The sequence below is a fragment of the Pseudomonas sp. UBA5666 genome (assembly GCF_002420785.1).
GTDB lineage: Bacteria > Pseudomonadota > Gammaproteobacteria > Pseudomonadales > Pseudomonadaceae > Aquipseudomonas > Aquipseudomonas fulva.
In genome coordinates this window covers 95,565-110,627 of record NZ_DIIQ01000025.1, presented here as the reverse complement: position 1 = coordinate 110,627, position 15,063 = coordinate 95,565, and the positions used below count along the sequence as shown (strand labels likewise).

The window sequence follows — 15,063 nt, the reverse complement described above, 5'->3', positions numbered from 1 at the left end:
TGGCCGAGGCCAGGCTTCTCAAACAGAAACCCGATGGAACGTAGGAAGTTACGGTACGAACGTTCCTACAGCTCCGGCTGCTGTCTTTTTACCATCTCTTGCTTAGCCGCGAAACTCGGTACGGCCACGGTAAACCGCCTTGGCACCCAGTTGCTCTTCGATGCGCAGCAATTGGTTGTACTTCGACACGCGGTCGGAGCGGCACAGCGAACCCGTCTTGATCTGACCGGCCGCAGTACCCACAGCCAGGTCGGCGATGGTGGAGTCTTCGGTTTCACCCGAGCGGTGGGAGATCACGGCGGTGTAACCGGCAGCCTTGGCCATCTGGATGGCTTCCAGGGTCTCGGTCAGCGAGCCGATCTGGTTGAACTTGATCAGAATCGAGTTACCGATGCCCTTCTCGATGCCTTCCTTGAGGATCTTGGTATTGGTCACGAACAGGTCGTCACCGACCAGTTGCACCTTCTCGCCGATCTTGTCAGTGAGGATCTTCCAGCCAGCCCAATCGGACTCGTCCAGGCCATCTTCGATCGAAATGATCGGGAAGCGCTCGGTCAGGCCTTTGAGGTAGTCGGCAAAGCCTTCGGCGTCGAACGACTTGCCTTCGCCGGACAGGTTGTACTTGCCGTTTTCATAAAACTCGGAGGCGGCGCAGTCCAGGGCCAGGGTCACGTCGGTGCCCAGTTTGTAGCCGGCTTTCTCGACGGCTTCGGCGATGGCGCCAAGGGCGTCTTCGTTGGAGGCCAGGTTAGGGGCGAAACCGCCTTCGTCACCCACGGCAGTGTTCAGGCCACGGGCCTTGAGCACGGCCTTGAGGTGATGGAAGATCTCGGTCCCCATGCGCAGGCCGTCGGAGAAGGTCTTGGCGCCCACTGGCTGAACCATGAACTCCTGGATATCGACGTTGTTGTCGGCATGCTCGCCACCGTTGATGATATTCATCATGGGTACCGGCATCGAGTACTGGCCTGGAGTGCCGTTGAGGTTGGCAATGTGGGCGTACAGGGGCAGGTCCTGATCCTGGGCTGCCGCTTTGGCAGCCGCCAGGGACACGGCCAGGATGGCGTTGGCGCCCAGCTTGGCCTTGTTCTCGGTACCGTCCAGCTCGATCATGGCGTGGTCCAGGGCCTTCTGGTCGGAAGGGTCCTTGCCCAGCAGCAGGTCGCGGATTGGGCCATTGATGTTGGCGACAGCCTTCAGCACACCCTTGCCCAAGTAACGGCTCTTGTCGCCATCACGCAGCTCCAGCGCTTCGCGCGAGCCGGTGGAAGCACCGGACGGCGCGCAGGCGCTGCCGATGATGCCGTTGTCGAGCAGTACATCGGCTTCCACGGTGGGGTTGCCACGTGAATCGAGAACTTCACGACCTTTGATGTCGACGATTTTTGCCATTGTTGTAAGCACTCCAGAATTGACGAAAACAACGCAGCTTAGAAAATTCTTGCCGTTCACCGGACGAGGATGCAGAGGCAGGCCCGGCGAAGGGAGCCCCTGACCGAGTGGTCAGGGGTGAATCGGACGGTACTTTACCCGAGAAAAGTGCTTTACGCGGTTTCTACCGTCGGAAAACTTTTCACCAGGTCATCCAGTTGCTTGAGCTGAGCCAGGAACGGCTCCAGCTTGTCCAGGCGCAAGGCACACGGGCCGTCGCACTTGGCGTTGTCCGGATCGGGGTGAGCTTCGAGGAACAACCCTGCCAGCCCCTGGCTCATGCCGGCCTTGGCCAGGTCGGTCACCTGAGCGCGGCGTCCGCCTGCGGAGTCGGCACGACCACCCGGCATCTGCAGGGCATGGGTCACGTCGAAGAACACCGGGTACTCGAACTGCTTCATGACACCGAAGCCGAGCATGTCCACGACCAGATTGTTGTAACCGAAGCTCGAACCACGCTCGCACAGGATCAATTGGTCATTACCGGTTTCCTCGCACTTGGTCAGGATGTGTTTCATCTCCTGGGGTGCGAGGAACTGAGCCTTCTTGATATTGATCACCGCGCCGGTCTTGGCCATCGCCACCACCAGGTCGGTCTGGCGCGACAGGAAAGCCGGCAACTGGATGATGTCGCAGACCTTGGCCACCGGCTCGGCCTGGTAGGGCTCGTGCACATCGGTGATCACCGGCACGTTGTAGGTGCGCTTGATCTCCTCGAAGATCTTCAGGCCCTCTTCCAGGCCAGGGCCGCGGTAGGAAGTGACCGAGGACCGATTGGCCTTGTCGAAGCTGGCCTTGAACACATACGGGATACCGAGCTTTTCGGTAACCCGCACGTATTCTTCGCACACCTTCATGGCCAGGTCGCGGGACTCCAGAACGTTCATGCCACCGAACAGGACGAATGGCTTGTCGTTGGCGATATCGATGTGACCGACGCGGATGATCTTCTGGGGCATGGGTCAGGCCTTGTTCTTCTGGGCGAGCGCCGCCTTGACGAAGCCACTGAACAGCGGGTGGCCATCGCGTGGGGTGGAGGTGAACTCCGGGTGGAACTGGCAGGCGACGAACCACGGGTGGTCCTTGGACTCCACCACCTCGACCAGGGCACCGTCTTCGGAACGACCGGAAACCACCAGGCCTGCGTCCACCAGCTGCGGCAGCAGGTTGTTGTTCACTTCGTAGCGGTGACGGTGACGCTCGGTGATGATGTCCTTGCCATAGCACGCATGCACGTTGGAACCGGCAGCCAGCTGGCAGTCCTGGGCGCCCAGGCGCATGGTGCCGCCCAGGTCCGACGCCTCGCTACGGGTTTCGACCGCGCCGGTGGCATCGGCCCACTCGGTGATCAGACCGACGACAGGGTGGCCGCTGTCGCGATCAAACTCGGTGGAGTTGGCGTCGCTCCAGCCCATCACGTTACGGGCGAACTCGATGACCGCCACTTGCATGCCCAGGCAGATACCCAGGTACGGCACCTTGTTCTCACGGGCGTATTGCACCGCCGTGATCTTGCCTTCGACACCGCGCAGGCCGAAACCACCGGGTACCAGGATGGCATCGGCGCCCTGGAGCAGGCTGGTGCCCTGGTTCTCGATGTCTTCGGAATCGATGTAGCGCAGGTTGACCTTGGTGCGGTTGGTGATGCCCGCGTGGCTCATCGCTTCGATCAGCGACTTGTACGCATCGAGCAGCTCCATGTACTTGCCGACCATGGCGATGGTGACTTCATGCTCCGGGTTGAGCTTGGCGTCGACCACCTTGTCCCACTCGGACAGGTCGGCACTGCTGCACTGCAGGCCGAAACGCTCGACGACGAAGTCGTCCAGACCCTGGGCGTGCAAGACACCTGGAATCTTGTAGATGGTGTCGACGTCTTCCAGCGAAATCACCGCGCGCTCTTCAACGTTGGTGAACAACGCGATCTTGCGGCGCGACGATGCATCGACAGGGTGGTCGGAGCGGCAGATCAGCACGTCAGGCTGCAGGCCGATGGAGCGCAGCTCCTTGACCGAGTGCTGGGTCGGCTTGGTCTTGGTTTCACCGGCGGTGGCGATGTAAGGCACCAGCGTCAGGTGCATCAGCATCGCGCGCTTGGAACCCACTTCCACGCGCAGTTGGCGAATGGCTTCGAGGAACGGCTGGGACTCGATGTCGCCCACGGTGCCGCCGATCTCGACCAGGGCCACGTCGGCATCGCCTGCACCCTTGATGATGCGGCGCTTGATTTCATCGGTGATGTGCGGGATGACCTGGATGGTCGCGCCCAGGTAGTCACCACGGCGTTCCTTGCGCAGCACGTGCTCGTAGACGCGGCCGGTGGTGAAGTTGTTGTTCTGGGTCATGGTGGTGCGGATGAACCGCTCGTAGTGGCCCAGGTCCAGGTCGGTCTCGGCGCCATCCTGGGTGACGAATACTTCACCGTGCTGGAACGGGCTCATGGTGCCTGGGTCGACGTTGATGTACGGATCCAGCTTGAGCATGGTGACCTTCAGGCCCCGCGCCTCCAGGATGGCCGCCAGGGAAGCCGAGGCAATGCCTTTCCCCAATGAAGAAACAACACCGCCCGTGACGAATATGTAGCGCGTCATGAAAAACCCTAGAAGTCTGCGTTAAAGCGGCCAGCGCCGCCGGAGATAGCGAAGGAGGGCAAACGCCCCCGATCACCTGCGTCAATCACAGTGCATCTCGAAAAACTGCCGCGTGTGTACAGACCAGGGGTAACCCTGGCAGGGCGCTCGCTCGTCATTTCTAAGAATCAGCCCAGCAAAAAACTGCTTGGTAATCGGCAACTCCTGTGTTTTCGCGGAACCCACAGAAGCTGTATCAAGAAGGGAGGGTAGTCTACCCGAATGTACCCACTAGCTCAAACCTTGCGCGCGCGTCGGCAACTGCCAATGCAGCCGGTAATCCCCCTGAGCCAAACTGGGCAGGTTGGCCACCGCCAGCAGCCGCTCACCTTGGAAAAGCAGAGGCAGGCGCATGCGCAGAAAATGCGGCACTTGCAGCTCATTGAGCAGGCGCTTGAGATCACGCCGCCCGCGTCCTGGGATGTCCAGCCACTCCCCGCCCTGACGGTAGCCGATACGCAGGCCCGTCAGCGAGCCTGCGCCAACAAGTCGCACACTGCCGTTGCCCGGCAAGGCCAACGGCTCATCGGCGTTTTCCCAAGCCATGGCCTGACGCGGCGTTTGCAACCAGTCGCCGCTCAGCCACCAGATGCGCCCTTGGCTGCGCACCAGTTGGCCATCGCTCAGTTGCCACACGGGGCAGGCATCGCCAGCGGCGTCGCGCAGGTCCGCCCAGCCGGCCCAGTGGCGCGTGTCGGGCAAGCGGGTTCGGTGGCTGAGCCAATACTGCAACGCATTGCGTTGGCGTGCAGGTGAAAGCGCGAGCAGGCCGGCCAGGTCCAGCGAATCGAGTCCAAGCCAAACAGCAGGGGCATTTTGGCGTACCGGCGCCAGGTCGCTCTCGGCCAGCTCGTCCAGCAGGCTCAGGGCTTCGCCCAGGTGGTCGGCGGCACGGGCCAGGTTCTGCCCGGCTTGCGGCCAGCGCTGCCGAAGGGACGGCAGAACCTCCCTGCGCAGATAGTTGCGGGCAAACCGGGTGTCGGCATTCGAAGGGTCCTCGACCCAGCCCAACGCGTGCGCCTGTGCATAGTGTTGCAACTGTCGCCGGGAGCAACCGAGCAAAGGCCTGACCAGCCTGCCCTGCCCCAGCGCCCGCTCCCTCGGCATCGCCGCCAGGCCGCGCAACCCCGCGCCCCGCAGCAGGCGAAACAGCAGCGTTTCAGCCTGGTCGTCGCGGTGCTGGCCAGTGAACAGCATGTCATCTGCCGCCAACACCCGCTCGAAGGCGGCGTAACGGGCATGGCGGGCAGCCTGCTCCAGGCTCGGGCCCGGGGCGACGTCGACCTCGATGACCTGCAGCTCGATGCCCAGGTCATCGCAGACGCGTTGGCAATGGGCAGGCCACGCCCGCGCGACCGGTTGCAGGCCATGCTGGATGTGAATCGCGCGCAGCGGCGGTGCACGATGGCTGCGGGCGTAGGCGGCGAGCCAGTGCAGCAGAACGGTGGAGTCCAGGCCGCCAGAGAGGGCGACGTACCAGGTGCGGGCGCAAAGCCAGGGGGCGGGATCAATCATCAAGGCTTCCATCAACCTGAGTGACGGATGCGGGTGAGCCTGGGTTCCAGGCTCACCCGAGGGGCCGACAGACGGCCCCGAAGGCGATCAGACGCCGTAGCTCATCAGACGATCGTAACGGCGAGCCAGCAGTGCGTCGTGGTCCAACCCGCTGAGCATGTCCAGCTGCTGCACCAGCTCGGCGCGGATGCTTTCGGACATGGCGGCAGGGTCACGGTGAGCGCCACCCAGTGGCTCCGGGATAACCTTGTCGACGATGTCCAGGCTCTTGAGGCGCTCAGCCGTGATGCCCATGGCCTCGGCGGCATCGGCAGCCTTGTCGGCCGTCTTCCACAGGATCGAAGCGCAGCCTTCGGGCGAGATGACCGAGTAGGTGGAGTACTGCAGCATGTTCAGCTGGTCGCACACGCCGATGGCCAGCGCGCCGCCCGACCCGCCTTCACCGATCACCGTAGCGATGATTGGCGTCTTCAGGCGCGCCATCACGCGCAGGTTCCAGGCGATGGCCTCGCTCTGGTTACGCTCTTCGGCGTCGATACCTGGATAGGCACCCGGCGTGTCGATGAAGGTCAGAATCGGCATGCGGAAACGCTCGGCCATTTCCATCAGACGGCACGCCTTGCGGTAGCCCTCAGGGCGCGGCATGCCGAAGTTACGGCGAACCTTCTCCCGCACTTCGCGGCCCTTCTGGTGCCCGATGACCATGACCGGCTTGCCGTCCAGGCGTGCGGTACCGCCAACGATGGCAGCATCGTCGGAGAAGTGGCGATCGCCGTGCAGTTCTTCGAATTCGGTGAAGATGTGCTGCAGGTAGTCCAGGGTATAGGGACGACGCGGGTGACGTGCCAGGCGAGCGATCTGCCAGCTGGTCAGGTTGCCGAAGATGCTTTCGGTCAGGGTATTGCTCTTGTCTTGCAGACGGGCAATTTCATCGCTGATGTTCAGCGAATTGTCGTTGCCTACCAGGCGCAGGCCTTCGATCTTGGCTTGCAGGTCGGCAATCGGCTGTTCGAAATCGAGAAAGTTCGGGTTCATAGTCATCCGTCTTGGGTCTACGGCCAGGCGGCCGGCCGGTTGATCCGTTTGGCGCCATACCTTAAGGGATCAGGCGCCTTCAGGTCGAGATTAAATGTTGAGCGGCTCAACGGTATTGCAAAAAGACGTTCTCACGTCCGAACTGGTCACGCAGGGTCTGAATCAGCCCGTCTGCGGGGTCGATGGCCCACTGGTCGCCAAATTGCAGCATGGCCTTGGCATCGCTGCCGGTGTATTCCAGCGTGATCGGGCAGGCGCCGCGGTGACGGGTGATCAACTCACCCAGCCACTTGAGGCGATCGCCCTTGAGCGCCTCGTGGGCGACCTTCAGGCGCAGGCTCTCGGCCAGCTTGGTACGGGCATCCTCCAAGGTCATCACCTGCTTGACCCGCAGCCGCAGGCCGCCTGAGAAATCGTCGTTGCTGACCTCCCCTTCGACCACCACCATCGCATCGTTCTGCAGCAGTGACTGGGCCGTGATATAGGCATCGGCAAACAGCGAGGCCTCGATGCGGCCAGACCTGTCGTCCAGGGTGACGAACCCCATCTTGTCGCCCTTTTTGTTCTTCATGACCCGCAGGGCGATGATCATGCCGGCGATGGTCTGGGTTTCGCGCGAGGGCTTGAGGTCGATGATGCGCTGGCGCGCGAAGCGGCGGATTTCAGCCTCGTATTCATCGATCGGGTGACCGGTGAGGTAAAGCCCCAGCGTGTCCTTCTCGCCCTTGAGCCGCTCCTTGAGCGTCAGTGGTCGCGCTTTGCGATAACTGGCATACACGTCGGCGTCCGGCTCGTCGAACATGCCGCCGAACAGGTCGATGTGACCGCTGTCGGCCGTGCGGGCCGTCTGCTCGGCCGCCTTGATGGCATCGCCCAGTGCCGCCAGCAGGATGGCCCGGTTGATGTCGATGTGGGCGTGGTAAGCCTTGATCTCGTCATGAAAGTGCGGGCCGAGCCGGTCCAGCGCGCCACTGCGCACCAGCGCATCGAGGGTGCGCTTGTTGACGCGCTTGAGGTCGATACGCTCGCAGAAGTCATACAGGTCCTTGAACGGGCCGCCCTCGGCACGGGCCTCGACGATCGCCTCCACAGGCCCCTCACCCACGCCCTTGATGGCGCCGAGGCCATAGACAATGCGGCCATCGTCGTTGACGGTGAACTTGAAGTCCGAGAAGTTCACATCTGGCGCGTCCAGACGCAACTTCATGGTGCGCACTTCCTCGACCAGCACCACCACCTTGTCGGTGTTGTGCATGTCCGCCGACAACACCGCGGCCATGAACGGTGCCGGGTGGTGGGTCTTGAGCCAGGCTGTCTGGTAGGACACCAGGCCATAGGCGGCCGAGTGAGACTTGTTGAAGCCGTAACCTGCGAACTTCTCTACCAGGTCGAAGATGTTGCCCGCAAGATCCCCATCGATTCCATTATTGGCACAGCCTTCAATGAAACCGCCGCGCTGCTTGGCCATTTCCTCGGGCTTCTTCTTGCCCATCGCCCGACGCAGCATGTCGGCGCCACCCAAGGTGTACCCTGCCATCACCTGGGCGATCTGCATCACCTGCTCCTGATACAGGATGATGCCGTAGGTCGGCGCCAGCACCGGCTGCAAGCCGTCGTACTGATAGTCCGGATGCGGGTAGGCCAGCTCGGCACGTCCGTGCTTGCGGTTGATGAAGTCGTCTACCATGCCCGACTGCAGCGGGCCGGGGCGGAACAGTGCCACCAAGGCGATGAGATCTTCGAGGCAGTCGGGCTTGAGCTTCTTGATCAGCTCTTTCATGCCGCGCGATTCGAGCTGGAACACCGCTGTGGTTTCGGCCTTCTGCAACAGCTCGTAGGTCTTGCGGTCATCGAGCGGGATGAAGTCGATGTTCAGGTCGGGCAGGTCTTTCTTGGCCTGCTCACGGTTGATGATCTCCATCGCCCACTTGATGATGGTCAGGGTGCGCAGGCCCAGGAAGTCGAACTTCACAAGGCCCGCCGCCTCCACGTCATCCTTGTCGAACTGGGTGATCAGGCCACCGCCTTCTTCGTCGCAGGCGATGGGCGAGAAATCAGTAAGCTTGGTCGGCGCAATGACCACGCCACCGGCGTGCTTGCCGGTACCGCGCGTGACGCCTTCGAGCTTCAGGGCCATGTCCCAGATTTCGCGAGCGTCCTCGTCACCCTTGAGGAAGTCGCGCAGGATTTCTTCCTGCTCGTAGGCCTTCTCCAGGGTCATGCCCACTTCGAACGGAATCATCTTCGACAGACGATCGGCCAGGCCGTAGGACTTGCCTTGCACGCGTGCCACGTCGCGCACCACGGCCTTGGCCGCCATGGTGCCAAAGGTAATGATCTGGCTCACGGCATTACGCCCGTAGGCCTCTGCCACGTAGTCGATGACCCGGTCCCGGCCGTCCATGCAGAAGTCGACGTCGAAGTCGGGCATGGACACCCGCTCAGGGTTCAGGAAGCGCTCGAACAGCAGGTCGTAGGCCAGCGGGTCGAGGTCGGTGATCTTGAGCACGTAGGCCACCAGCGAGCCTGCACCCGAGCCTCGGCCAGGCCCCACCGGTACGCCGTTGTTCTTGGCCCACTTGATGAAGTCCATCACGATCAGGAAGTAACCGGGGAAGCCCATCTGGATGATGATATCCAGCTCGAACTTCAGCCGATCGAGGTAGACCTGGCGCTTTTGCTCGTAGTCGGGCGTGGTCTCTTTCGGCCACAGCACCGCCAGGCGCTCTTCCAGGCCTTCGTGGGACACGTGCCGCAGGTAATCATCGATCCCCATGCCATTGGGCGTGGGGAAGTCAGGCAGGAAGTACTTGCCCAGTTGCACCTGGATATTGCAGCGCTTGGCGATTTCGACGGTGTTGGCCAGGGCGTCCGGCAGGTCGCTGAACAGCTCGGCCATTTCCTCGGCCGATTTCAGGTATTGCTGGTCGCTGTACAGGCGCGGGCGACGCGGATCGTCCAGCGTCCAGCCTTCACCGATGCATACACGGGTTTCGTGGGCGTCGAAATCGGTCTGTTTGATGAAACGCACATCGTTGGTGGCCACCAGCGGCGCACCCAGCCGATCGGCCAGGGCCACGGCGGCATGCACATACTCTTCGTCCCTGGGGCGACTGGTGCGCTGGACTTCGACATAAAAGCGCTCGGGGAACATGGCCATCCAGTCCTCGAGCAGCGCTTGCGCCTCCTCACTACGCCCCCCCAGCAACGCCATGCCGATGTCGCCTTCCTTGCCCGCCGAAAGCGCGATCAGGCCTTCGCTGGCCGCGGCAATCCAGTCACGCTGGATGATGACCAGGCCATTGCGCTGGCCCTCGGTCCAGCCCCGGGAAAGCAACTCGGTCAGGTTGCGGTAGCCCAGAGGGTTCATGGCCAGGAAGCAGATACGCGACAGCGGCGCCTGCGCATCTTCACCGGCCAACCACAGGTCCGCACCACAGATCGGCTTGATGCCCGCCCCCATGGCCGCCTTGTAGAACTTGACCAGCGAGCACATGTTGCTCTGGTCGGTGATCGCCACCGCAGGCATGTTCATCCCGGCCAGCGCCTTGGCCAGCGGTTTGATCCGGACCAGACCGTCGACCAGCGAGAATTCGGAGTGGACGCGCAGGTGAACGAAGGAAACCGACATGAATGATCCTGTAGCAGTGCTTAACGACAAGGGCGCGATTGTAGCTCAATTGGGCAGGGGTTTTGAGGGCCGGTTGCCCCTGCGCGACGGCAGGGCGGCCTGAGCAAATGCCCGGGAACGTGGTCCAGCCCGGCCCCGCAGGGCCTCAAGCCCCTGGATACGGCAGGGTTGGGTATCAGATCAGCGAGGCGGCCACAGCCTCACGCACACCCCAGGCGGCACGCACGGGCGCAAACGATCGACGATGAATGGGCGTCGGCCCGAGCCGTGCCAGTGCCTCCAGGTGGACCGGCGTCGGGTAGCCTTTGTGCGCGCCTATGCCGTACCCGGGGTAGATCAGCTCGAAGGCGCCCATTTCGCGATCCCGCGTTACCTTGGCCAGGATCGAAGCCGCCGCGATGGCGGGCACCTTGGCATCCCCCTGCACGACCGGTGCCGAGGGCACCGACAGCTGCGGGCAGCGATTGCCGTCGATCAAGGCCATGTTCGGGGTGATGTGCAAGCCTTCCACCGCGCGCTGCATGGCCAGCATGGTGGCATGCAGGATATTGAGGCGATCGATTTCTTCGACTTCAGCGCGGGCAATGAAAAAGCTCAGGGCCTTGTCGCAGATTTCGTCGAACAAGGCCTCACGGCGTGCCTGGGTCAGCTTCTTCGAGTCGTTCAGCCCCAGGATCGGGCGTGCTGGGTCAAGGATCACGGCAGCCGTCACCACGTCGCCACACAGGGGGCCGCGGCCCACTTCGTCGACGCCGGCGACCAAGTCTTCGACCAGGTTGAAATCCAGACCGAACTGCATCTCAGCGTTTCTCCAGCAGGGCCAGCACGGCGTCGGCGGCCTGATTGGAGGCATCCCGGCGCAACGTGCGGTGAATCTCGTCGAACGAGTCGGTTTGCCCGCTACCGTCGCGCAGCAAGGGCAGCAGCGCATCGACCAGCGCTTCGCTGGTCGCGGCGTCTTGCAGCAACTCGGGCACCAGTGCACGGCGCGCCAGCAGGTTGGGCAAGGACACGTAGGGGCTTTTCACCAACCGTTTGAGTATCCAGTAGGTAAGCGGCGCCAGGCGGTAGGCGACTACCATGGGTCGCTTGAACAGCAGCGCTTCCAGGGTGGCCGTACCCGATGCGATCAGGACGGCGTCACACGCGGCAAGCGCCTCGTGCGAGCGGCCATCGAGCAGGGCCAACGGCAAGTTGCGGCCCTCGAGCATTTGCTCGAGCTGCGCGCGGCGAGCGGCGTTGGCACAGGGCAGCACGAAGCGCACACCCGGCACCTGCTGCTGCAGACGTTGCGCTGCATCCAGGAACAGCGCACCCAGGCGCCCGACTTCGCCCCCACGGCTGCCTGGCATCAGGGCGACCACCGGGCCATCGCCCAGGCCCAGGGCGGCGCGCGCCGCGGGCCGATCCGCCTGCAGGGCAATGGTATCGGCCAGCGGGTGGCCGACGAATCGCACCGGCACGCCCTGCTCTTCATAGAAGCGGGCCTCGAACGGCAACAATGTCAGCATCAGGTCGCAACCCTGACGTATCTTCAACACGCGTTTTTGCCGCCATGCCCACACTGAAGGGCTGACGTAATGGACGGTCTTGATCCCCGCCTGGCGCAGTTTGAGTTCGATCTCCAGCGTAAAGTCGGGCGCATCGATACCGATGAACACGTCCGGCTTCTGCTCGATGAGTGTCTGGACCAGCAGCTTGCGGCGCTTGAGCAATTCACGCAGGCGACCGAGCACCTCGACCAGCCCCATGACGGCCAAGCGCTCCATGGGGAAGTAGGATTGCAGGCCTTCGGCCTCCATGAGCGGGCCACCGACACCGATGAAGCGCACATCGGGATGGCGCGCCTTCAAGGCGCGCATCAAGCCGGAACCGAGGATGTCGCCGCTGGCTTCACCGGCGACTAGGGCTACGCAGAGCTGGGCCATGTCAGCGAGTGATGCCGCGGGCCGAACTCACGATCGACTGGCGGAACAGCTCGACCTCGGGATGCTGCGCCGCCGGCGCTTCGAGTTCGCGCAATGCATCCTCCACCGTCAGGCCCTGGCGGTAGACGATCTTGTAGCAGCGACGCAGCACATGGATGACCTCGTCGCTGAAACCACGGCGGCGCATGCCTTCGAAGTTCATGCTGCGCGCTTCGGCGGGGCTGCCGAAAACGGTGACGAACGCGGGTACGTCCTTGCCGATGGCCGTGCCCATGCCAGAAAACGCATGGGCGCCGATGTGGCAATACTGGTGCACCAGGGTGAACCCGGATAGGATCGCCCAGTCGCCCACATGCACATGGCCCGCCAGCGCAGTGTTGTTGACCAGAATGCAGTGGCTGCCGATCACGCTGTCATGGCCAATGTGGGCATAGGCCATGATCAGGTTATGGTCGCCGACGGTGGTTTCGGCGCGATCCTGCACGGTACCGCGGTGGATCGTGACGCCTTCACGGATGACGTTGTGATCGCCGATCACCAGGCGGGTGGGCTCACCCTTGTACTTGAGGTCCGGGGTGTCTTCGCCAATCGAGGAAAACTGAAAGATACGGTTGTGCTTGCCGATCCGGGTCGGCCCCTTGAGCACAACGTGTGGGCCGATGACGGTGCCCTCCCCGATTTCGACATCGGGGCCAACGATCGACCAAGGGCCCACCTCGACGCCTTCGGCCAGCTTGGCCGAAGGGTCGATGATGGCCCGAGGATCAATCGAATTCATAGGGAGCGTTCCGCACAGGTGATTTCGGCCGAGCATACTGCCTTGCCGTCGACCAGGGCACGGCATTCGAATTTCCAGATCATGCTTTTGCGGCTCAGGAACTTCGCTTCCAGCACCAGCTGGTCACCCGGCAGCACCGGCTGACGGAAACGCAGCTTGTCGGAGCCTACGAAGTAGTACAAGGTGCCGTCGGCAGGCTTGGCATCGAGCATCTTGAAACCGAGGATGCCGGCCGCCTGGGCCATGGCTTCGATGATCAGGACGCCGGGCATGATGGGGTGCGCCGGGAAGTGACCGTTGAAGAACGGCTCGTTGATGCTGACATTCTTGTAGGCACGAATGCTCTGGGCCTCGTAATCCAGATCCGTCACGCGGTCCACTAGCAGGAACGGGTAACGGTGAGGCAGGTATTCGCGAATCTCGTTGATGTCCATCATTTCGGGGGGGAAGCCTGTATAAGAATAGGGAGCGCAGGTGCTGACCACACGCTCCTTTTGCAATCCAAAGAGGAGCCAGCTAGCGACTGTTCACTCTTGCTCAGGAAATGGTATCAGCCTTCTGATGTCGGCTGCCCACCTGAGGTCACGGTATCGACGCGTTTTTCCAACTGCTGGAGACGCTTGGCCATGTCGTCCAGGTGGCGGATACGCGCGGCGCTCTTGCGCCAGTCAGCCAGAGGCTGCATGGCAGTCCCGGAAGAATAGCCACCCGGCTCGGTGATCGAGCGGGTCACCATGGTCATTCCGGACACGAAAACGTTGTCGCAGACCTCGATATGACCGACCATGCCCACGCCACCGGCGATGGTGCAATGCTTGCCGATACGCGTGCTGCCGGAGATACCCACGCACGCGGCCATGGCCGTATGCTCCCCGATCTGCACGTTGTGGGCAATCTGGATCTGGTTGTCGAGCTTGACGCCGTCGGCGATGCAGGTGTCGGACAAGGCGCCACGGTCCACGGCCGTGTTCACACCAATCTCCACATCGTCACCAATGCTGACCCCGCCGATCTGGGCGATCTTGCGCCACACGCCTTTCTCGTTGGCAAAGCCAAAGCCTTCACCACCGATCACTGCGCCGGACTGGATGACCACCCGCTTGCCAATGGTGACATCGTGATACAGCGTGACCCGCGGCGCCAGCCAGCCCCCTTCGCCGATCACGCAGCGGGCACCGATGAAGCAGTGGGCACCGATGGTGACATGGGCGCCGATACGCGCACCGCTTTCAACGACCGCGAAAGGCCCGACACTGGCCGTCGCATCTACCTGGGCATCCCCGGCCACCACGGCGCTGGGGTGAATCCCCGCCACAGCCTTGGGTTTGGGGTCGAACAGGTGGGAAATGCGGGCATATGCCAGGTAGGGATCGGCAACGATCAGGGCATGACCGGCGAACGCCTCGGCATCGGCGGCCTTGAGCAGCACGGCAGCCGCCTGGCTCTCGTCCAGGTATTTGCGGTACTGCGGGTTGGCAAGAAAGCTCAACTGACCCGGCCCGGCCTCCTGCAAGGTGGCAAGGCCTGTGATCTGCAGCGTCTCGGGGCCCTTGAGGGTGGCCCCGAGGGTCTCGGCCAGTTGGCCAAGCGTCATGGTCACGGTCATATCAACGGGCTTGGTTCATACGCTCGATAACCTGGCGGGTGATGTCGTACTGAGGCTTGACATCAATGACCGCACCGCGCTCGAGCACCAGGTCGTAACCGCCCTTCTTGATCACTTCCTCGACGGCGCCGTCCAGCTTGGGCTTGAGCTGCTTGAGCATGTCGCGGTCGGCAACGGCCTTGGCTTCGTTCAGCTCCTTGGACTGGAACTGGAAGTCACGGGCCTTTTGCTTGAACTCGAGCTCCAGGCGCTCACGCTCCTGCTGCTGCATCTTGTCACCGCCCTTGATCAGGCGATCCTGGATGCCCTTGGCGCTGCTTTCCAGGCCTTTGAGCTTGGTCAGCTGAGGGCCGAACTTCTTTTCGGCATCCACGGCGTACTTCTTGGCGGCATCGGACTCGAGCAGTGCCATCTGATAGTTCAGAACGGCAACCTTCATTTCGGCGAAAGCCGGGGTGGCGACCAGCGCCGCGGCCACTACGGCCATTTGGGTCAACTTGCGCACGATG

The 15,063-nt window shown here is 62.6% G+C and carries 12 protein-coding genes; all 12 read right to left on the bottom strand.

Annotation, left to right across the window (positions count from 1 at the left end; genetic code table 11):
- Nucleotides 1–102: 102 nt before the first annotated feature.
- Nucleotides 103–1,392: a phosphopyruvate hydratase gene (gene eno, locus B2Y33_RS13130; protein WP_023534096.1), complete on the bottom strand. Its 1,290-nt coding sequence runs from the start codon at nucleotides 1,390–1,392 to the stop codon at nucleotides 103–105.
- Nucleotides 1,393–1,544: 152 nt separating this feature from the next.
- Entirely contained in the window at nucleotides 1,545–2,390 is an 846-nt protein-coding gene (gene kdsA / locus B2Y33_RS13125; RefSeq protein ID WP_206405785.1) for a 3-deoxy-8-phosphooctulonate synthase, read from the bottom strand.
- Nucleotides 2,391–2,393: 3 nt separating this feature from the next.
- A complete protein-coding gene (locus tag B2Y33_RS13120) occupies nucleotides 2,394–4,022 on the bottom strand; it encodes a CTP synthase (protein WP_049695534.1) in 1,629 nt (542 codons plus the stop codon).
- A 270-nt stretch (nucleotides 4,023–4,292) separates the two neighbouring features.
- A complete protein-coding gene (gene tilS / locus B2Y33_RS13115) occupies nucleotides 4,293–5,576 on the bottom strand; it encodes a tRNA lysidine(34) synthetase TilS (RefSeq protein WP_049695567.1) in 1,284 nt (427 codons plus the stop codon).
- Between the two features lie 87 nt (nucleotides 5,577–5,663).
- Complete coding sequence (locus tag B2Y33_RS13110; RefSeq protein ID WP_027913883.1) at nucleotides 5,664–6,611, bottom strand: acetyl-CoA carboxylase carboxyltransferase subunit alpha; 948 nt, start codon at nucleotides 6,609–6,611, stop codon at nucleotides 5,664–5,666.
- A gap of 106 nt (nucleotides 6,612–6,717) precedes the next feature.
- Complete coding sequence (dnaE, locus tag B2Y33_RS13105) at nucleotides 6,718–10,242, bottom strand: DNA polymerase III subunit alpha (protein ID WP_027913882.1); 3,525 nt, start codon at nucleotides 10,240–10,242, stop codon at nucleotides 6,718–6,720.
- A gap of 175 nt (nucleotides 10,243–10,417) precedes the next feature.
- Nucleotides 10,418–11,041, bottom strand: a complete 624-nt coding sequence (gene rnhB, locus B2Y33_RS13100) for a ribonuclease HII (RefSeq protein WP_059183693.1) — start codon at nucleotides 11,039–11,041, stop codon at nucleotides 10,418–10,420.
- 1 nt (nucleotide 11,042) lies between these two features.
- On the bottom strand, nucleotides 11,043–12,170 hold the full coding sequence (gene lpxB, locus B2Y33_RS13095; RefSeq protein WP_027913880.1) for a lipid-A-disaccharide synthase: 1,128 nt from the start codon (nucleotides 12,168–12,170) through the stop codon (nucleotides 11,043–11,045).
- Between the two features lies 1 nt (nucleotide 12,171).
- Nucleotides 12,172–12,948 (bottom strand): acyl-ACP--UDP-N-acetylglucosamine O-acyltransferase, encoded by a 777-nt coding sequence (lpxA, locus tag B2Y33_RS13090; protein ID WP_027913879.1) that lies wholly within the window; start codon nucleotides 12,946–12,948, stop codon nucleotides 12,172–12,174.
- The gene (fabZ, locus tag B2Y33_RS13085; RefSeq protein WP_023534097.1) at nucleotides 12,945–13,385 is read right to left on the bottom strand and encodes a 3-hydroxyacyl-ACP dehydratase FabZ; all 441 of its coding nucleotides are present in this window, start codon (nucleotides 13,383–13,385) and stop codon (nucleotides 12,945–12,947) included. The genes lpxA and fabZ overlap by 4 nt, the downstream gene beginning before the upstream one ends.
- Nucleotides 13,386–13,498: 113 nt before the next feature.
- Entirely contained in the window at nucleotides 13,499–14,554 is a 1,056-nt protein-coding gene (lpxD, locus tag B2Y33_RS13080) for a UDP-3-O-(3-hydroxymyristoyl)glucosamine N-acyltransferase (protein ID WP_111475253.1), read from the bottom strand.
- A 1-nt stretch (nucleotide 14,555) separates the two neighbouring features.
- The gene (locus B2Y33_RS13075) at nucleotides 14,556–15,059 is read right to left on the bottom strand and encodes an OmpH family outer membrane protein (RefSeq protein ID WP_023534153.1); all 504 of its coding nucleotides are present in this window, start codon (nucleotides 15,057–15,059) and stop codon (nucleotides 14,556–14,558) included.
- Between the last annotated feature and the right edge of the window lie 4 nt (nucleotides 15,060–15,063).